This window comes from Chitinophaga barathri, assembly GCF_003807585.1.
Lineage (GTDB): Bacteria > Bacteroidota > Bacteroidia > Chitinophagales > Chitinophagaceae > Chitinophaga > Chitinophaga barathri.
Genome location: NZ_RMBX01000019.1, coordinates 1 through 19158 on the forward strand (window position 1 = coordinate 1; position 19158 = coordinate 19158).

The following is a 19158-nucleotide window of genomic DNA, read 5'->3' on the forward strand; positions in this document are numbered from 1 at the left end:
GCTTTTATGTCAATCCAAATCCGTATTATTGACAACCCCTGTAAACCTCCAGCAGGATAAAATAATCGACTGTAAAGTCCTGCCAGGACAAAATACCCCACTGTAAAGTTTTTTCAGGACAAGACACTATGCTTTGTGAACGCTTTTACCCTACTATATCACTACTGTTACAGTACTGTATCACTGCTGTTACACTACTGTTATACTACTGTTTCAGTACTATCTGGCTACTATTAAGCTGCAGGACGTAAGTTCAGGACCGGCCAGGCGTCTATCGGGATTATCAGGAAAGGACATTTTCCGGGATCTAAAGGCACACATCGGGAGAATGGAAACCCTCTGAAAAGGGCATAAAAAAAGCCCGGTTGAAACAACCAGGCTTTTGTGTTTTTGAGCGGAAGACCGGGCTCGAACCGGCCACCCCGACCTTGGCAAGGTCGTGCTCTACCAAATGAGCTACTTCCGCGCTTCCCGTTTTGGGATTGCAAAAATAGGAAACTGTTTGAAATCAGCAAATAATATTTCCAATTCCTTTAAAAAATTTCTTTCACACAATACTGATGCGGTTAATGTTGTTAAAATTAAACTTTATCATTGCAGTGCATTAATGAATTATTCCACTACTATCTCATGAAAAAATATGTGCTCTACGGCACACTGTGCCTCGCCGCATGCGGCCCACGCAAACAGCCGGCCCAGCAGCAGCCCGCAACACAAAAGCAACAAACCATATCCAGGCCGGAAAACTTCGGAGCGGATGTTGCATTCCTGAAAGAATATACGGAAACCATCGTATTGTCCGATAGCACCAGCAAATCGGCCATCGCTGTAGTGCCCGCCTGGCAAGGCCGCGTAATGACCAGTACGGTGGATGGCGATAAAGGCCGCAGCCTCGGATGGCTCAATCATTCTCTCATCGCGGAAAAAAAACTACAACCGCATATCAACGCCTTTGGCGGGGAAGACCGCTTCTGGCTGGGGCCTGAAGGCAGCCAGAACAGCTTTTATTTTGCGCCCGGCGATACTTTCGACCTTGCACACTGGCAGGTGCCCGCCGCGCTGGACACGGAGCCTTTCCAGGTAATTGCCCGCTCCAGATCCGCCGTTACTTTCGAAAGGAACATACAATTGCCGAATTACAAAGGCCATATGTTCGACATCAAAGTGACACGCACCATTACACTGATCGCGCGCCGCGACCTGCGTAATTACCTCGGCGCAGACCTCCACCGCAGCGTTCACGCAGTGGGCTTCCATTCGGCGAACACCATCAGCAACGCCGGTAAGGAAAAATGGGATACCGCCTATGGCATGCCCTCCATCTGGATACTCGGCATGTTTCCCGCGGCGGAAAAAAATACGGTGATGATACCGCTTCGTGCAGGCGGCACCGTGAATGATGATTACTTCGGGAAAGTGCCCGCGGAAAGACTAAAAACCGGCAAAAACATAGCGTATTTCCGGGCGGACGCCAATTTCCGCAGCAAGATAGGCCTGCGCCAGGAAGCCTGTTACAACGTGCTCGGAAGCTACGATGCGGCCAATAAAGTTTTAACAATCGTACAATTCACCATGCCCACCAACCCGCAGAAATACGTGAACTCTTCCTGGGGTATACAGCCGAAACCCTTTTCGGGCGATATGGTGAATGCCTACAACGACGGCCCTCCCGGGGAAGGAAAACCGCAGCTGGGCCGCTTCTATGAACTGGAAAGCTCCTCACCTGCCGCCGGCCTGAAGCCCGGCTATAAAATGGAACATTATCACCGCACCATCCATTTGCAGGGCAGCGAAAAACATCTCGATCCCATCGTGAAAAAATTATTCGGGGTCAGCCTTAAAGATGTGGAAAAAGCATTTCAGTAATTACATCGCTTTCACTTCCAGGTTGTAAATATCTTTCAGCCGCAGCAGGCAAAGGTCCAGGCTGGCTTTGGGGATGCCTATTTCCATATTGCAGAACAGCTGGATGTCCTGGTTCAGCACGGTGCAGTTATTTTGTTTCACCACCATCATTACATCGTTGAGGATGGTATAGTCAAATACCAGCTGGTAACGTGCTTCCACGTTCTTTTGTACGGCGGGTATCAGTTGCAGCACCAGCGCGCAGGACATTTTATACGCGTTGATCAGACCGGGCACGCCCAGCAGCGTGCCGCCGAAATAACGGACCACCACTACCAGCACATCTGTCAGTTGTTTGCTGTCTATCTGCCCCAGGATCGGCTTGCCGGCGGAACCGGATGGCTCTCCATCGTCCACCGCGCGGTATTGCAGCCCGTCCGTGCCAAGACGGTAAGCATAACAGTGATGCGTGGCTTTGGGATGTTCTTTTTTTACCTCCTGCAGGCATTCTTTCACCTGGTCGGTAGATTTTACGGGGTATGCAAACGCGAGGAACTTGCTTCCCCTGTCTTTAAATTCCGCTACTGCCTTCTTTTCAATCGTATAATAAACTTCCATTTTCTTGTTTTATACCGGTTGCCAATGATGCAACCCTGTTATCCCCGCCTGGCTGAAACCCATGCCTTCCGGCATTACTCATGCAGTTTTCGCGCTGTTGGCCGTCCATATACTGCAACCTGGTCCCCCCCGGCATCCAGTTTCTCCTGTACTACCGTTCTTCCCATATACGGTGCCCGGAGGCCATTGCCCAGGGGCTCCTGCCCTGTGATCACCCGTAATTCGTCCCAGGTGCCGCTGTTGATGAACTGCTGTAAAAGATTGGCGCCTCCTTCCACGATGATGCTTTGCACGGATTCTTTATGCAAAATGGCCATCACTTGCGGCAGCAGCTCCTCCGAACGGTCTATTTCCTTCCCGGTGATAAAAATGGTACGCACCGATCCGTCGTGAAGATGGAAATGGCGCGGTATTTTTTCATCCAGGTCCAGCACGATGCGGACGGGGCTTTTACCGGGCCAGAGGCGCGTATTAAGCCTGGGATTGTCCTTTAACGCGGTTTGTGTGCCCACCATGATGCCTGCCTCCCGGCTGCGCCACTGGTGCACCAACCTGTCCGCATAAGGGCCGGAAATACGCACCGGCTTCCCGTCCGGCGGCGCCATGAACCCATCGGGGCTTTGCGCCCATTTCAGGATCACGTAAGGCCGCTGCTGTTCGTGGAAGGTAAAAAAACGACGGTTCAGGTACCTGCATTCCGCTTCCAGTACGCCTGTAGTCACTTTTACCCCTGCTTCCCGCAGCTTCTCAATGCCTTTCCCGGCTACTCTGGAAAAACTGTCCACACAGCCGATCACCACTTCAGGGATGTTTTTGGCGATGATAAGGTCCGCGCAGGGCGGCGTTTTGCCATGATGCGCGCAGGGCTCCAGGCTCACATACATGATGGAGCGGGGAATGAGCTCCTGCAGCTCCGGCTCCACGCTGTTCACACAATTCACCTCTGCATGCGCCTCGCCATAGAGGCGGTGGAAACCTTCGCCGATGATCCTGCCTTCATGCACCAGCACCGCTCCCACCATCGGATTGGGCGCCACCATGCCTTCCCCGTTGAGGGCCAGGCTGATACAGCGCTGCATAAAAATTTCGTGAGAATTGCTGTGCATGATTGCGGTTGAAATAATAAGTTTGTGCAAAAATATCGTTTCAACGGCGATTTTCCCGTTGATCATCTGAATAACATGACCATTCAATCCGCATTCGCCGGCCTCACGGCTGCCATCGGCCACCTGTACGACGCCCGCGAAGCCGCCAACATCGGGCACCTGCTGATGGAACATATCACCGGCCTCGGCAAGCTGGACCGCATTGTGCATAAAGACGGCGACCTCACACCAGCCCAGGAAGACCTGTACCAGCAGTCGCTTGCCGCCTTGCTGGCGCAAAAACCTATCCAGCATATTACCGGCAAAAGCTGGTTCTACGGCCTGGAGCTGCTTGTGAGCGACCAGGTGCTGATCCCGCGCCCGGAAACGGAAGAACTGGTGGAATGGATCCTCAAAGACCATCCTTCCCAGCCCGCCTGGCGCCTGCTGGACATTGGCACCGGCAGCGGCTGCATCCCCATCGCCCTGAAAAAACACTGGCCGGCGGCCGATATCTGGGCCATGGACGTGAGCCCCGGGGCCATCTCCCTGGCTACCCGAAACGCCAGCCTGCAACACACGCCCATCCGTTTTGTACAGCAGGACGTGCTCAGCCCTGATGCTTCGAAAGTCCTTCCCTCCCTCAATATTATCATCAGCAATCCGCCATACATCCCTGAAACAGAACGCGCCGACATGCAGGCACTGGTAACCGCCTTTGAGCCTTCCGTGGCACTGTTTGTGCCGGACAGCGACCCTTTGCTGTTTTACCGCCGCATTGCCCTGCTGGCGCTGGAAAAACTCGAAACCGGTGGCAAACTGTATTTCGAGATACATGAATCGTTCGGACAAGAAGTAATGAGCCTGCTGGAAAAAGAGGGGTATGCGGAGGTGCAGCTCAGGCAGGATATGTTTGGCAAAGACAGGATGGTGCGGGCTGTAAAAAAATAATCCCGGCCGTTAATGCCGGGACTACTCACTTATTTGTCCTGTAAGATGGGTCTTGTTATTTCGCCGGTGGTGCATTCTGCGGATTGGCAGTGCCCAGCACGGTTTTGGCCCCCAGTTCCCTCGCGATCTGCATCACCCCTACCACCATGCCGATGGGCACGGTCTCTTCCGCGTTGATCACGATCGTGGGGTCCACTTCGCCCTGCGGGATCTTGGTAATCAGCACCTGGCGCAGGCTTGCAAAGTCCACTTTATTTGTTCCCACGTAATACTGCTGCCCCGCATCGATGCTTACCACTACGGTCTGTTTTGCTTTGGTATTGCTTTTGGCCTTGGGCAACATCAGCTTGATAACGTTGGGATTGGCCAGTGAAGACACGATCAGGAAAAACAGGAGCAGGATGAACAGGATATCGTTCAACGCGCCGCTGTGTAATTCCGCATGTCCTTTTTTACTCCTCCGCAAATTCATATTTGAATCGATTTCGAATTATCAATGATTATTTAGAAGGCTCCAGCAGTACGTCTATGAACTCCGAAGAGGCGCCTTCCATTTTATTGATCACCTTGTCTATCTGCGCCTGCAGGTAGCTGTAACCGATGTATGCCACGAGGCCGATGATAAGGCCCGCCGCGGAAGTCACCATCTTTACATAGATACCGCCCGCGATCGTGCTGAGGGTAATGTCTGAAGTCTGGGAGATGTTGAAGAAGGTCTGGATCATCCCGGCGATGGTGCCAAGGAAGCCGAACATAGGCGCTATGCCCGCGACGATGGCGAGTATAACGAGATTTTTCTCCATTTTATAGATCTCCAGCTTACCTACGTTCTCCATGGATTTCTCAATGGCGTCCGTGGGTTTGCCGATGCGCTGGATGCCTTTGTCGATCATACGGGCGATAGGCCCTGCGGTGTTTTTGGATAATGAGCGTGCCGCGCTGATATTGCCTGTGGTGATGTGATCGCGCACCATCGGCATGAAATTGTTTTCCAGCTTACCTGCCCGGGAAATGGTGAGATACCTTTCCACGAACACGTATACGGCTATCACGGAAAGTATGCCCAGCGGTATCATCAGGGGACCGCCCTTGACGATCATATCCCAGAGTTTGATCTCCTGGGGCACTGCGGCAGCCGCGCTTACGCCCGCGGCCACTGTGTCCGCCTTTGCCTGCAAAAGCGTGTCCTGCATAACTGTAACGAGTCCTAGCAACATGTATTGAATTTTAGCCTTGCAAATGTATATACCTGAAGTATAAACAAGGGTTTAAAGTAATAATAAAAACGGATTTGCCCTGAAAATATTATCAGCTGCGCTCTTCCCAAACCTGCACGAGATGGATAATTGTATCCACCGCCTTCTGCATATCCTGGATGCTTACGTATTCATGTTTGCTGTGCAGCGCCATTTCGCCGGTGAAAATGTTCGGGCAGGGCAGGCCCATAAATGACAGCCTGCTGCCGTCCGTTCCTCCCCTGATACTCATTTTCAAAGGTTTAATGCCCGCGCGCCGGATGGCTTCTTCCGCATTGGCTGTTACCTCCGGGTGTTTGTCCAGCACTTCTTTCATGTTGCGGTATTGCGCCGTCACCTTAAACTCGCCTTTTGCGCCGGGGTGCTTCGCCACTTCCGTTTCCATGATCTTGCGCAGGAAAAACTCATGCCCCTGCAATTCCTCCGTGGTAAAGTCGCGGATGATAAAATCGATCTCCGCCTTTTCCGTGATGCCTTCTATACGCACCGGGTGTATAAAACCCTGGCGGTCTTCGGTGGTTTCGGGGGAAAGGATGTCTTTGGGCAGGGCGTGCAGGATGTCCGCCGCGATCTTCACCGCGCTCACCAGTTTGCCTTTTGCCGCACCGGGATGCACGCTGATGCCATGAATGGTGATCTTCACACCATCTGCGGAGAACGTTTCGTCTTCCAGTGAGCCCAGCTCGCCGCCGTCCATCGTGTAGCCGAACTGTGCTCCCAGCTGCTCCATGTTCACATGTTCCACGCCGCGGCCCACTTCTTCGTCCGGCGTAAACAGTATCCTGATCTTTCCATGTCTGATCTCCGGGTGCTGCACGAGATACTGCGCCGCATCCATGATCTCTGCCACCCCGGCTTTGTTATCCGCGCCCAGCAAGGTATTGCCGCTGGCGGTGATAATGTCGTCGCCGATCTTTTCAGCGAGGTAAGGATGTTCTTTGACGGTGATCACCTGCGTGGTGTCGTCCGGCAGAATGATATCCTTGCCATCGTATGCTTTATGAACGATCGGCCTGACGTTTGCCCCACTGCAGTCCGGCGCGGTGTCCATATGCGCGCAGAGGCAGATCACAGGCACTTCTTTGTCCGTTGTAGCCGGAATAGTGGCGTATACATAACCATATTGATCGGTGACTGCATCGGAAAGGCCGATCTGCTGCAATTCCTGTACCAATAAGCGGGACAGGTCCTTTTGTTTGGCGCTGGAGGGGAAAGTTTTGCTCAAAGGATCCGCCTGCGTATCGATCTGCGCATAACGCAGGAAGCGCTCTGTTACTGAGTAAACGTAATCTTTAACCATGGGTGTGATGTAAAAAGCAAAAAGCAGGACAGGGCCCGCTTTTTACTTTAGTATTTGAAATGATGTGAATGTGCTACACTATTTCCACCAGCTCAATGTCGAAGATCAGGGCTTCGCCGGCCAGGGGATGGTTGGCATCCAGGGTGATGAACTCAGTGCCGATAGCGGCCACCTTTACGGGGAACACCTGGCCCTGGGGATTGCTCATCTGCAGTTCCATACCCACGGTAGGGTTCAGGTCTGCCGGGATGTTCTCTTTGGGGAATTCCATGATCAGCTCTTCGCTTTTGGGGCCGTATGCTTCTTCCACGGGAATGTTCAGCGTCTTCTTATCCCCGGGTTTCATATCCAGCACGCCGTTATCGAACCCTTTGATCACCATTCCGGCACCAACCTTGAACTCCAGCGGATCTCTTCCTTCTGAAGAATCAAATGTGTTACCATTCTGTAACCGGCCGTGATAGTGAACCCTAACAGTATCACCGGACTTAACTTGTTGCATATAAAATATTTAAAATAAGATAATAGTAAGTGAAGGTACTGATTTTGTTTTTGATTTCTGGAACAGCCGCGTTATTTTGTTGCTGCCAACACCATAACGCTATGAAATTCTTCGCCTGCATATTGCTGCTAACCAGCTGCTTAACCGCCTTTTCGCAAAAGACACCGCCTGTAGTCACCGCCGCACAGCGCACGGAAGCCTACCTCCCGCTGCTAGCGGGAAAACGTGTGGGCATGCTGGTAAACCAGACTTCCGTGATCAACGATCACACACACCTCGTAGATTCCCTGCTGAAAAGAGGGGTGAAGATCGTGAAAATATTCAGTCCTGAACACGGTTTTCGCGGCAATGCGGACGCAGGGGAAAAAGTGGCGAACAGCAAAGATGAAAAAACCGGGCTGCCCATCATTTCCCTGTATGGCAAACACCGTAAGGCAGATTCCTCAGACCTCGCGGATGTGGACATCCTTGTATTTGATGTACAGGACGTGGGCGTACGGTTTTATACTTACATCTCCACGCTGGAAGAACTGATGGAATCAGCCGCCGAAAACAGCAAACCGCTGGTCGTGCTGGACAGGCCCAACCCCAATGGTTTTACCATCGACGGACCTATACTGGACACGGCTTTCCGTTCCTTTGTGGGTATGCAGCCCATCCCCATTGCTCACGGTATGACGGTGGGGGAATATGCTAAAATGCTGAATGGCGAAGGCTGGCTGGATAACGGCATCCGATGCGACCTCACGGTGATTACCTGCGAAAATTACGACCGCAGGCTGCCTTATGGTTATGTCATCACCATACCGCCTTCGCCCAATCTCCGCACGATGAACGCCATCCACCACTACCCCGCCGTTTGCCTGTTCGAAGGCACTGCCGTGAGCCTGGGGCGCGGTACGGACAAACCTTTTGAGGTATACGGGCATCCCTCTTTCCCGAAAAATCTCTATTCTTTCACACCCCGCAGCGTACCGGGCGCCAAATCGCCGGTGCTGATGGATTCCATCTGTTATGGCTACGACCTGTCGATCCCGCGGAAAGCACTGGAAGGCGGCGTGAACCTGCAATACCTCATTAACGCCTACAAACTGTTCCCCGACAAGGATAAATTCTTCAATGCGTTTTTTAACAAACTGGCCGGGAATGCAGAACTGCAAGCCCAGATCAAAGCCGGAAAGTCCGCACAGGCCATCTACAAAAGCTGGGAGCCGGGACTGAAAAAGTTTAAGAAAATACGCAGTAAATACCTGCTTTACCCGGGAAAGTGATTGTATGATCTCTCAAAACCCTGCCTATACGATCGCTATAGGATCGGTATAAGATCGCTATAGGATCGCTATAGGATAAAAAATGGCAAAAAAATACCAGGTTCCGCTGAAAGAAGGTGGCCGTTATTACAAGGTTGGGGAATTATAAACCACCGGCACAAAGCACATTCAGCAAATTATAAAATACCTTTGCACCCATGAGGATCATTTTTATGGGCACACCGGAGTTTGCGGTGGCTTCACTGGATGCGCTGGTACAGCATGGATACGAGGTAGTAGCGGTGATCACGGCCCCGGACAAACCCGCCGGCAGAGGTTTACAACTTCAGCAAAGCGCGGTGAAACAATATGCCGTGGAAAAAAACATCCCCGTATTACAACCGGAGAAACTAAAGAACCCCGCTTTCCTGGAAGAACTGAAGTCTTACAACGCAGACCTCCAGGTGGTAGTGGCTTTCCGTATGCTGCCGGAAGTGGTGTGGAACATGCCGCGCCTGGGCACGGTGAATGTACATGCTTCCCTCCTGCCGCAATACCGTGGCGCCGCGCCTATCAACTGGGCCGTGATCAACGGTGAAAAAGAATCCGGTGTTACGACCTTCAGACTGCAACACGAGATCGACACCGGCAATATCCTTTATGCATCCAAAGTACCTATCCGTGAAGACGAAACCGCGGGCGAACTGTACGATACGCTGATGAAAGAAGGCGCGAAAGTGTTGATCCGGACCGTGACTTCCCTCGAAAAAGGAGACATCAGCGGCACCGTGCAGAACAATATCCCGCCGGAAGAATTAAAACACGCACCCAAAATATTCAAGGAGGACTGCCGGATCAATTGGGAAAACCCGGTGGAAAATATCTACAACCTCATCCGTGGCCTCAGCCCTTATCCTACCGCTTTCACTACGTTGCAGGACAAAACGCTGAAGATATTCAAAGCGGAAAAAGAGACCACACAGCATACGCATGCGCCCGGTTCCGTGCACACCGATCAGAAGACTTTCCTGAAGTTTGCAGCGCCCGGCGGATATATCCACCTGGTGGATATCCAGCTGGAAGGGAAAAAAAGAATGGGGGTGGTAGAGTTTCTGAGGGGGTTCAGGTTTTAGAATATATTTTATGAATTTGTTTTCAGCCCCTGAGGGATCAGCGGTAAAGCGTTGAGCTTAATACCAGTAGCATCGGCTATGGCGTTGCGTATAGCCGGGGCAATAGCAACGATGGGTGTTTCTCCGGCGCCGGCCGACGGAATATCTTTGCGGTTGAGCACTACAATGTCCAGCAGAGGTATGTCATCAAACCTGGGTACCCGGTAGCTGGAGAGGGAAGGGTTCAGAATGCGGCCGTCCATGAAGTCGATTTCTTCGAACAAGGCGCCGCCAAGGCCCTGCAGGATGCAGCCCATAACCTGGTTTTCCAGATGCACGGGATTGATCACCGTCCCGCAGTCGTATGCAGCCACCACACGAAGTATCTTCAATTGTTCAGCGGACTTGTCATATGCCACTTCAACACAAGTAGCGATGTAGGAATTTTTCACAAAACCGCAGGCGATGCCGTGGCCGTGACCCGCTTTCTTTTCTTTCTGCCAGCCGAACTTTTCCGCCGCTGCATGCAGCACGTTCCTCAGTCTTTCATCTTTTAAGTTATGGAGCCGGAATTCCAGCGGGTCCTTTTTTACCATCCTGGCGAGGTCATCCATTACACTTTCCATGGCAAATATATTAGCCGTGGCGGCGAGGCCGCGGTACGACCCTTGTTTTAACGGAGTATCAGAGGGATGAAACCGGATATGGGTGGCGCCGGCTTCATAGGGTGTTTCGATGCCGGCATTGCCGGAGTTGTAATTATGGAATTCCCATGAAGTGACCGTTCCGTCGGTGCTCACACTGGCCGCCACTTCAATCAGGCCCCCGGGCCTCAGATAGGCCCATTTAAATTCTTCTTCGCGGGTCCATACTACTTTTACCGGTTTACCTACTGCCCTGGCCAGCCTGGCTGCTTCCAGCGCCGCTTCCCCGCTGTGTTTTCCTCCGTAGGCAGATCCTGTATCCGGCATCATGACCCTGATCTTTTCCTTAGAAAGGGAAAAAGCTTCCGCCAGTTCTTCCTGCACGCCAAAGGGGCGCTGGGTACCTGTCCACACGGTCAACCGCCCGTTTTCCCATATTGCCAGCGCAGCGCGGGGCTCCAGAGGAACATGTGCGATGTACTGCACTTCGAAGTGTTGCCTGAGCTGAACGGTTGCTGCGGCAAATGCTTTTTCAGCCGCTTCTTTTGTGTTATTGCCGGCGTCTGTTTGCCGGGCATTGTCTTTCAGGTATTTGAAAATGTCTGCCCGGGAAGGTTGAGGAGTGCTGTTCCAGCGGGCGTCGATCCTGGCCAGCGCACTGGCGGCTGTCTGGGGATCAGGCGCCGTCACACCGATAAAATCATTCTCTTTTACAACGGTTACCGCGGCAGACAGGCGGGCCTTTTCCAAATCCGCGGACACCAATGATGCCCCATAGGATGGCGCCCGCAGTATTTTCCCGTATACCATACCCGGCAACACCATATCCGACACGTATTTATGTTTCCCGGAAACAAAACTTCTTCCATTTACTTTAGGCACCGGCGTACCGGCCACTGTCCATTGGTCAGCCGGGGTTAGCGCCACTTTATCATTCAGGGGAATTACGATCTTTTTGCCTTTGGTGATTTCTCCGTAACCCAACGTTTTGCCCGATTCGGTATGAACCACCCGGCCATCTTTGCATTGCACTGATCCCTTAGCGGTTTTCCAGTGGGCGGCGGCCATGTCCGCCAGCACTTCTTTCAAAGACGCGGCCGCTTTCCGCAACTGCGGTCCCATAGTAGGTGTGGTGCGGCTGCCAAAGGTGCCCCGGTCATAAGGTGTTAACAACGTATCACCCATCACCATTTCTATGCTGCCTACCGACACAGCTAACTCCTCCGCCACTACTTGTGCCAGCGACGTCCGGATGTTTTGCCCCACCTCCACTTTTCCTGTATACACCGCCACCGTTCCATTTTCCCTGATGTGGATCCATGCAGCGATGGAATTATCGTCTACGCGGGCCGCGTCTGCCAGTGAAGGCTCTCCTTCCGATCTTAGCAGCCCTGGCAGGGCAAACAAGTCAGAATAAGAAAGCACAACGGCAATGCCGCCGCCCAACAGTTTAAAGAAATTCCGTCTGTGGATCGTACGCTCCCCTGCGCCGGATTGTTCCCCCTGGGTTATTTCGCCGGCTGTCTTAGGTTCCTTCATGCTTCCTGTTTTGAAGGTTAAGCTTTAATGATAGCATTGATAATACGCGGATAAACGCAACACCTGCAGATATTGCCCTGCATGGCTTCTATCACCTGCTGGCGGCTGGGTTTCGGATTTTTCGTCTTTAGCCCTACCGCCGAAATGATCATCCCTGACGAGCAATAGGCACATTGAAACGCATCTTCATCCAGGAACGCCTGTTGCACAGGATGCAGTTTCCCGTCCTTTTCCAGCCCCTCTATGGTAATAATGGATTTGTTCTGTACGCTGGCTACAGGCGTAATGCAGGATGCTACCGCACGGCCATCTATCAGCACCTTGCAGGCGCCGCATGCCCCTTCCCCGCAACCATATTTGCTGCCTGTCAGGTTCAAATGAACTCTCAGTGCATCAAGAAGACTGGTATTATCCGGCACGTCCAGGTTATAGTCGGTGGAGTTTACATTGATTTTCATAGTGAGTAGTGGGTATTATGAGAAATCAGAATGACAGGTAACCAAATATAACAATAATGAGATACTTATGCAATCTAATTACGCAGGCGGTAGCGGGCTTTAGATACTCAACAGCATTAAATAAAAAAAGGTGCAATTACAGCACCTTCGTGATTCCGCAGGGAAGTCTCCCGTTTTAGATATATTCTCTGATAACAGGCAGCGAAGCATTCCCTTCCTTATCAAACAACTCCTTGCCACAATCCTGGCAAACATCGTCTGTAAGCGGCTCCCCGCGTTTCAGCTGCCACACGTTCATACTGCCGCAGTCGCAGTTCACCGTATACAGCACTTCTCCCGTGCTGCTGCCAAATGCTGAGAATTTCCAGAATTCGTCATTCTGTTTTTTCAGGTCTTTCAGCCCATCGTCTTTCACCAGCCCGATGTAATAGCTGTCGTTCTGCTGATCCAGCAGGATGATGGTAAGTTTGAGTTTTTTGAGTATTTGCTGAAAATGTTTCAAAAGAAACGGCACTGCATCGCCCACGGAAAGTTCTTCTTTTTCCATGGCAGCATAAGCGTCACCGATATTGATCAATGTGCCGGGAATCAGCGCCGTGGCTCTGCTTTGCAGGAATTTCCCTATCTGGGATGCCTCTTCCTCTCCTTTCCAATCCACTACCAGCAGGTATTTTTCCCTGATCAGGCAGTCAAGCAACTCATGGTCGCTCTCGGCTTTTGCGAGTGCGGATAGTTCATCGGGGTTCAGCAGTTGTGCGCATTTCATGACGGCTATTATTTTTCATCGTAACTCAGCTCGCAGTAAAACCTGGATTCGTTGATGCCCAGCGCATCCTGTGCGGCGTCGCTGAGTTTGATGATCAGGTTTGCATTGGCTTTGAGCTGCGGGATGGCGTCCAGCACTTTGGCGTAGATGGAGCGGCCGGTGAGCGGGTTGGTCACTTTTACGATAGTGCCGCGCGGGGCCGTGTTGTGCAGTGCGTAATATTTGCCGGAACCTACTACCGCGTTGCTTTTGAACCAGCTGCCCGGGCCTTTTTCTCCTGTCACGTCGCGGCCGTTGTTCGTCTGCTGCTGGTATTGCTGCTCAAATCCGCCTTCGGGGATCGAGGGCGTTCTGCCAATGCTGGTCGTTACTGTCGGTTCTTTTTCGGCGGGTGCTGTTTCCGGTTCAGCGGGCTGTGATTTTGGAACTGGTTTGGTTTCCGGTGCGGCGGGCTGCGATCTTGTTATGGGTTTCGCTTCCGGCTCCGCGGGCTGAGTTGGTTTGGTTTCGGGCGCCGCGGGCTGGGGTTTGGGAATAGGTTTGGTTTCCGGTGCGGCGGGCTGTGGTTTCGGTGTGTTCACCGCTACTTCAGGTGCCGAAGGTGCGGAAGGCGTGGATGTGGGCAGTATTACGGACTGGCCGTTGCCTTTCACGTAGCCTACGATCAGGTAAGCGTCTTTCTGCACACCGTCTCCGCTGAAACGATTCCATTCGCGCACATTGTCCAGCGGCACTTTGTCGTATTTCACGTGGATCCTGTACAGGGTTTCTTTTTCAAGCACGCGGTGATACACCGGCCGTGTGCCGGAACCGGCGCTTTTCGCCTGCACAAAATTATTTTTATTCAGCGGTATTGTAATCTGTTTACCGAGGCTCAGGCCCTGGTCCATCTGCATCTTGTTCTTTGCTGCAATATCCTTGGGGCTGAGGCCGTACGCGCGGCCCAGGCTGTACCAGGTTTCCCCTTTTTTTACAGAGTGCGTCAAATACAGATCGGGTGAACTGCCCTGTACAATCAGCGTATCCTGCGCGGCTACCCTTATTGCACCGGTCATCAAAACACCTATCAAAACTGACTTTAACATAATTTCTAATACTTTAAGGGAACGAATATATGTGTTTAATACGAAATTTCATTTATTATGGAACGGCAAAAAACTGAATTTGTTGCAGCCGCCCAAACCATACCGGTACTATTTCTTCACATGTTTATAAATCAGGCATCCCTGCTTTGAGGATACGCAATTCCTTCGGGTAATAATTATTGATACGGTTCGGCAGAACTTTGGCCCAGCCCAGGTTTTTACCATTAAAACGCATCAGGTTCCAGCCTTTTGCGGCGCCTTCCGGCGTAAACTCTTCCTTGCGAAGATAACGTAAAGCCTGTTCCAGCGACAGTTCCGCAGCGGGTAAATTATCCGCGATGCAGGTGCTCACGGCCAGCTGATGGTCAGGCACCAGCTCCCGGGGCGTCAGCTGCCCGGCTTTTACGCCCGCTTTCCGGATGTATAATTGTTTCTGTATCAGCGCAATTTCTTTTGCCAGCGGTATGGACAGCGCCATGGCTTCGCCCTTATGCGCCATCAGTGCCATTTCCTCCGCATTTTGCAACCAGGGCCGCACCAGTTCTGCTTCTTTCCGGGGCAGGCTGCTGAAACCGGCTTTGATCTTAGGCGGCTGGGCGGGGCCGCCCAGCTTGCGGAAGCAGGCGATAAAAAAACCTTCGCCCCGCACCTGGTCCGGGTAAAACCGGTATCCCATGGCTTTGTGCCCCACGGAAGCAGTTTCCACGATATGCCATTCCGGCCTGAGTTGCAGCGGGATGTTTTCCATTTCAAAATGTTCCATCAGCCAGTCCATGATCTCCTCATCTTCTTCAACCGCGTAAGAGCAGGTGGAGTAGATCAGCACGCCGCCGGGCTTCAGCGCGGGCAGGGCATCGGCCAGTATCCTTTGCTGGCGCTGGCTGCAGAGGATCACATTGTCCTGGCTCCATTCCTCCACTGCTTCGGGATCGCGGCGGAAAAGGCCCGATCCGGAGCAGGGCGCATCCACTATCATGAGATCAAAATATGCGGGGAGGCGTGTAAAGTCGCGGGGATCATTGTTGGTCACCACCACGTTCGCAGCGCCCCATTTGGTGATATTGTCCGCCAGCAGGGCCGCGCGGGTCTTGATCACTTCGTTCGCGACCAGCACACTGTCCGGGTGAATCGCCCCTTGTATGAGCGTGCTTTTACCACCCGGAGCCGCGCAGAGGTCGAGCGCCCTGATCGGGGCGCCGGTATCCGTGGTCTGGCGGATGGCTTCTTCCAGGAACATGGAAGAGGCTTCCTGCACGTAATAGGTGCCGGCATGGAAAAGCGGGTCGAAGGTGAATGAGGGGCGGCTGGAAAGATAATAACCGCCTGAAGTCCAGGGGACGGGCGTAGTATCCAGTTGCGGAAATACCGCGCTGATGCCGCTTATTTTCTGCTGCTGCAGCCTGATGGAAGTAACTCGTTCGGGCGACTGATGCACCTGTAAAAACGTCTCTTCCCGGAAGCCGGGAAGGCCCTGTAATGAGTCCGTAAAAGCCGTGGGTAATGCTGGCAATTTCAGTTTTTCCGCAAAGTTACAGATTTATAGGATTTTCACTATAGCCGGAGAGGCAATAAACCTGAAGATAATTATGCGGAAAATGCAGCCCGCGATGACAGGGAAAGTTTTATCGCAGAGGACCGGATATCCTCCCCTATAGCGCTTTTACTTCCGCGACCAGCTGCTGCAGCACAGTTTTGGCATCGCCGAAAAGCATAGAGGTTTTAGGTTGGAAAAACAGCTCGTTTTCTATGCCCGCGTATCCTGGTTTCATACTGCGTTTATTCACGATCACCATTTTGGCCAGTTCCACCTCCAGGATGGGCATCCCGTAGATGGGGCTGGACGGATCGTTTTTGGCGGCGGGGTTCACCACGTCATTGGCACCCAGCACCAGCACGGCATCTGTGGTGGACATGGCGGCGTTCGCCTGTTCCATCTCTTCCAGTTTTTCATATGGCACATCGGCTTCGGCCAGCAATACATTCATATGGCCGGGCATCCGGCCGGCAACGGGGTGGATCGCATAATTCACTTCCACGCCGTGTTCTTCGAGGAGTTTTTCCAGCTCGTGGCAAACGTGCTGCGCCTGTGCCACGGCCAGCCCGTAACCGGGCACGATCATTACTTTGCTGGCATACCGCAGCACAACGGCCGCATCCGAAAGGCTTATCTCCTTGTAATTCCCGAATTCCTTCGCAGCGCCGCCACCACCCGTGGCGGAGGCCCCGAATGAGCCGATCAGCACGTTCTTCAGGGAACGGTTCATTGCTTTACACATCAGGATGGTAAGGATCGTTCCCGCGGAACCTACGAGGATACCGCCGGTGAGCATCACGGGGTTATTGTAGAGGAACCCGCCGCAGGCAGCTGCCACACCGGTGAAAGAGTTGAGCAAAGAGATCACCACGGGCATATCCGCGCCGCCGATCGGCATTACGAACAAAATGCCGTAGGCGATGGACAGTGCGAGAATGATATAAAAACCGGCGCTTAACCCGCTCAAACCACCATCTCCGGAGAGCTTGAGGGATGCATCCGATATCTCCAGCGAATAATTAAAATCCGACCCGCTATGGTGCGCGGATACCAGCAGCCACACCATCAGGATCACGATCACGCCAAGGATGGCCAGGTTCACAATATGCTGGCCTTTGAAAGCATAGTCTTTAATCTTGCCGTTCAGCTTGCCCCATGCTACCACGCTGCCCGCAAAGGATACGCTGCCAATGATGAGCCCTAGCAATATCACCAGCAATTTGCCGGTAATATTCGTAAACGCATTAAATTCCGCGCCTGCTATTATTGCTTTAAAACCCGCAGCGATGTTTATTTCCGCGCCGCCGTGGACCAGGTGATTAAACTCCACGATGGAGATGAGCATGGCGCAGGCGCCGCCCATCCCGTTGAACATACTCACCATTTCCGGCATGGCCGTCATCTTCACCTTTTTGGCCGCCAGCACTCCTATCACGGAACCAATGACGAGGCCGGCGAATATCCAGCCGTAATTTCCCAGCTTCTCCCCGTTTTCCTCGTAGAGGAATATGGTGCCCGCAATGGCAATGAACATGCCCGCGGCCGCTATCAGGTTGCCTTTCCTGGCGGATGCGGGGTTGCTGAGCATTTTCAGCCCCATGATGAATGTAACGGAACCGATCAGGTAGGCAACGGATAATATTCCGGGCGCGATGTTCAGGAGAATTCCAGGCATATGATTATTTCTTCTTTTTAAACATTTCCAGCATACGGTCCGTCACCACAAAACCACCCACCACGTTCAGCGTTCCCAGTATCACGGCCAGGAAGCCGAGGATCAGCGCAAGGTAATTGTCTGATTCCGCTTTTCCCATCACGATAATAGCGCCGATGATCACCACGCCGTGGATCGCATTTGCGCCGCTCATGAGCGGGGTATGCAGCACGGAGGGCACACGGCCGATCACCTCTATCCCGAGAAAAATGGAGAGTATGACGATATACACCATCTCAATATGCAGTTGTAAAAAGTCCAGTACTGCGGTCATGTTCTGCCAGTTAAAAAGTTTGAAAATCTATACGGCGGCGGGTTGCAGCTGTTTCACGCGGTCATTCACGATCTCCCCGTTATGCACGATGCAGGTGCCCTTTACCAGGTCATCTTCGAAATTCAGGTTGATGGCGCCTTCTTTGGTCAGCATCAGCTTCAGGAAATTCAGCACGTTTCGGGCGTAGAGTTTGCTGGCGTCCGCGGGGGCGGCGCCTGCCAGGTCCGAATTACCGATGATGGTCACACCGTTGTGCACTATGGTAGATGCGTCTTTTGTAAGCGCTGTGTTGCCCCCGGTGGCGGCGGCCAGGTCTATGACCACGGAACCGGCCCTCATGGATTCCAGCATGGCTTTGCTGATCAGTACAGGGGCTGGTTTGCCGGGGATCTGCGCGGTGGTGATGATAATGTCCGCCTTCGCGGCGCTTTCGGCGATCCTGGCGGTCTGTTTGGCCTGGTAATCAGCGGATTGCTCCACCGCGTATCCCCCTGCTTTGGAAGCATCCGCGGCGCCTTCCACTTCCACGAACTTCGCGCCGAGGCTCATTACTTCTTCCTTTACGGCGGGCCGCGTGTCGAACACCTCTACCACGGCCCCCAGCCTGCGGGCAGTGGCGATAGCCTGCAAACCAGCCACGCCCGCGCCGAGTATCAGCACTTTGGCGGGCGGGATACTGCCGGCGGCGGTCATCAGCATCGGGAAATAACGGCTATAGGTATACGCTGCAAGCAATACGGCTTTATATCCGGCAATGTTGGCCTGTGAGCTGAGCACATCCATGCTTTGGGCGCGGGTGGTGCGGGGAATGGTATCCAGGCTGAAGACGGTGAACTTTTTGTCCGCCCATTGTTGCATGAGAGGAACGTTGTACAGGGGTTGGTAAAGGCCCATCCATATCTTCCCGGGCGGCACCTGCTCCCAGTCCTGGGGTGAGGGCTGGCGGAGCGAAAGCAGCAGGTCTGCCTTCTGAAGCAGTTCGCTGCGCGGTTTGATCACCGCCCCTGCTTCCGTAAACATGGTATCCGGATAAAAAGCACCTTGGCCCGCCCCTTCTTCCACCCATACTTCCACGTGCTGCTGCACAAGCTGTTTCACTACTTCCGGAACGAGCGACACCCTGTTCTCTCCTGATTTTTCTTTAAGTACGGCCAGGATCATCAGTGTTGATTTTTGCTGATGGAATTTAAAGAAAAAAGCGGAGAATCACCCCGCCGTACATAAA

Annotated in this window: 18 protein-coding genes and 1 tRNA gene; 4 read left to right on the top strand and 15 right to left on the bottom strand. The window is 52.8% G+C overall.

From position 1 onward, the window contains the following. Positions 1-393: 393 nt before the first annotated feature. Positions 394-466 (bottom strand) — tRNA-Gly (locus EG028_RS26480). A 164-nt stretch (positions 467-630) separates the two neighbouring features. On the opposite strand from EG028_RS26480, the gene EG028_RS26485 reads away from it, so the two are divergent. Continuing rightward, positions 631-1866 carry a DUF6786 family protein gene (locus EG028_RS26485; protein WP_120519297.1) on the top strand — a complete coding sequence of 412 codons (1236 nt, stop codon included), beginning with the start codon at positions 631-633 and terminating at the stop codon, positions 1864-1866. On the opposite strand, the gene EG028_RS26490 is transcribed toward EG028_RS26485, so the two are convergent. Continuing rightward, on the bottom strand, positions 1867-2463 hold the full coding sequence (locus tag EG028_RS26490; RefSeq protein ID WP_120519298.1) for an IMPACT family protein: 597 nt from the start codon (positions 2461-2463) through the stop codon (positions 1867-1869). It lies immediately after the preceding gene. Between the two features lie 74 nt (positions 2464-2537). Next, entirely contained in the window at positions 2538-3569 is a 1032-nt protein-coding gene (gene ribD, locus EG028_RS26495; protein ID WP_120519340.1) for a bifunctional diaminohydroxyphosphoribosylaminopyrimidine deaminase/5-amino-6-(5-phosphoribosylamino)uracil reductase RibD, read from the bottom strand. A 24-nt stretch (positions 3570-3593) separates the two neighbouring features. On the opposite strand from ribD, the gene prmC reads away from it, so the two are divergent. Next, the gene (gene prmC, locus EG028_RS26500; protein ID WP_123864803.1) at positions 3594-4499 is read left to right on the top strand and encodes a peptide chain release factor N(5)-glutamine methyltransferase; all 906 of its coding nucleotides are present in this window, start codon (positions 3594-3596) and stop codon (positions 4497-4499) included. 55 nt (positions 4500-4554) lie between these two features. Here the strand turns inward: prmC and EG028_RS26505 are convergent, their stop codons facing one another. The 4 genes from EG028_RS26505 to EG028_RS26520 form a co-directional block, all read right to left on the bottom strand. Beyond that, a complete protein-coding gene (locus EG028_RS26505; RefSeq protein ID WP_120519300.1) occupies positions 4555-4971 on the bottom strand; it encodes an ExbD/TolR family protein in 417 nt (138 codons plus the stop codon). A gap of 28 nt (positions 4972-4999) precedes the next feature. Then, complete coding sequence (locus EG028_RS26510; RefSeq protein ID WP_120519301.1) at positions 5000-5716, bottom strand: MotA/TolQ/ExbB proton channel family protein; 717 nt, start codon at positions 5714-5716, stop codon at positions 5000-5002. A gap of 91 nt (positions 5717-5807) precedes the next feature. Beyond that, positions 5808-7055, bottom strand: a complete 1248-nt coding sequence (gene pepT, locus EG028_RS26515; protein ID WP_120519302.1) for a peptidase T — start codon at positions 7053-7055, stop codon at positions 5808-5810. A 73-nt stretch (positions 7056-7128) separates the two neighbouring features. Continuing rightward, positions 7129-7557: an FKBP-type peptidyl-prolyl cis-trans isomerase gene (locus tag EG028_RS26520; protein ID WP_120519303.1), complete on the bottom strand. Its 429-nt coding sequence runs from the start codon at positions 7555-7557 to the stop codon at positions 7129-7131. A gap of 101 nt (positions 7558-7658) precedes the next feature. Between EG028_RS26520 and EG028_RS26525 the strand changes: the two genes are divergently transcribed. Together EG028_RS26525 and fmt are read left to right on the top strand one after the other, a co-directional pair. Beyond that, positions 7659-8828 (top strand): exo-beta-N-acetylmuramidase NamZ family protein, encoded by a 1170-nt coding sequence (locus tag EG028_RS26525; protein WP_120519304.1) that lies wholly within the window; start codon positions 7659-7661, stop codon positions 8826-8828. Between the two features lie 197 nt (positions 8829-9025). After that, positions 9026-9940: a methionyl-tRNA formyltransferase gene (fmt, locus tag EG028_RS26530; RefSeq protein WP_120519305.1), complete on the top strand. Its 915-nt coding sequence runs from the start codon at positions 9026-9028 to the stop codon at positions 9938-9940. Positions 9941-9948: 8 nt separating this feature from the next. Here fmt and EG028_RS26535 read toward each other — a convergent pair whose 3' ends face one another. The 8 genes from EG028_RS26535 to EG028_RS26570 all read right to left on the bottom strand — a co-directional run bounded on the left by EG028_RS26535 (position 9949) and on the right by EG028_RS26570 (position 19094). Continuing rightward, the gene (locus tag EG028_RS26535) at positions 9949-12102 is read right to left on the bottom strand and encodes a xanthine dehydrogenase family protein molybdopterin-binding subunit (protein WP_206614524.1); all 2154 of its coding nucleotides are present in this window, start codon (positions 12100-12102) and stop codon (positions 9949-9951) included. 17 nt (positions 12103-12119) lie between these two features. Then, a complete protein-coding gene (locus EG028_RS26540; protein ID WP_120519306.1) occupies positions 12120-12560 on the bottom strand; it encodes a (2Fe-2S)-binding protein in 441 nt (146 codons plus the stop codon). A gap of 175 nt (positions 12561-12735) precedes the next feature. Next, positions 12736-13326: a DUF6630 family protein gene (locus EG028_RS26545; RefSeq protein ID WP_120519307.1), complete on the bottom strand. Its 591-nt coding sequence runs from the start codon at positions 13324-13326 to the stop codon at positions 12736-12738. 8 nt (positions 13327-13334) lie between these two features. After that, complete coding sequence (locus EG028_RS26550) at positions 13335-14411, bottom strand: LysM peptidoglycan-binding domain-containing protein (RefSeq protein WP_120519308.1); 1077 nt, start codon at positions 14409-14411, stop codon at positions 13335-13337. Between the two features lie 124 nt (positions 14412-14535). Then, the gene (locus EG028_RS26555) at positions 14536-15921 is read right to left on the bottom strand and encodes a methyltransferase RsmF C-terminal domain-like protein (RefSeq protein WP_120519309.1); all 1386 of its coding nucleotides are present in this window, start codon (positions 15919-15921) and stop codon (positions 14536-14538) included. 139 nt (positions 15922-16060) lie between these two features. Continuing rightward, complete coding sequence (locus tag EG028_RS26560) at positions 16061-17620, bottom strand: NAD(P)(+) transhydrogenase (Re/Si-specific) subunit beta (protein ID WP_174235440.1); 1560 nt, start codon at positions 17618-17620, stop codon at positions 16061-16063. A 4-nt stretch (positions 17621-17624) separates the two neighbouring features. Further along, entirely contained in the window at positions 17625-17933 is a 309-nt protein-coding gene (locus EG028_RS26565; protein WP_120519310.1) for an NAD(P) transhydrogenase subunit alpha, read from the bottom strand. A gap of 27 nt (positions 17934-17960) precedes the next feature. Next, positions 17961-19094, bottom strand: a complete 1134-nt coding sequence (locus EG028_RS26570) for a Re/Si-specific NAD(P)(+) transhydrogenase subunit alpha (protein WP_120519311.1) — start codon at positions 19092-19094, stop codon at positions 17961-17963. Positions 19095-19158: the final 64 nt, after the last annotated feature.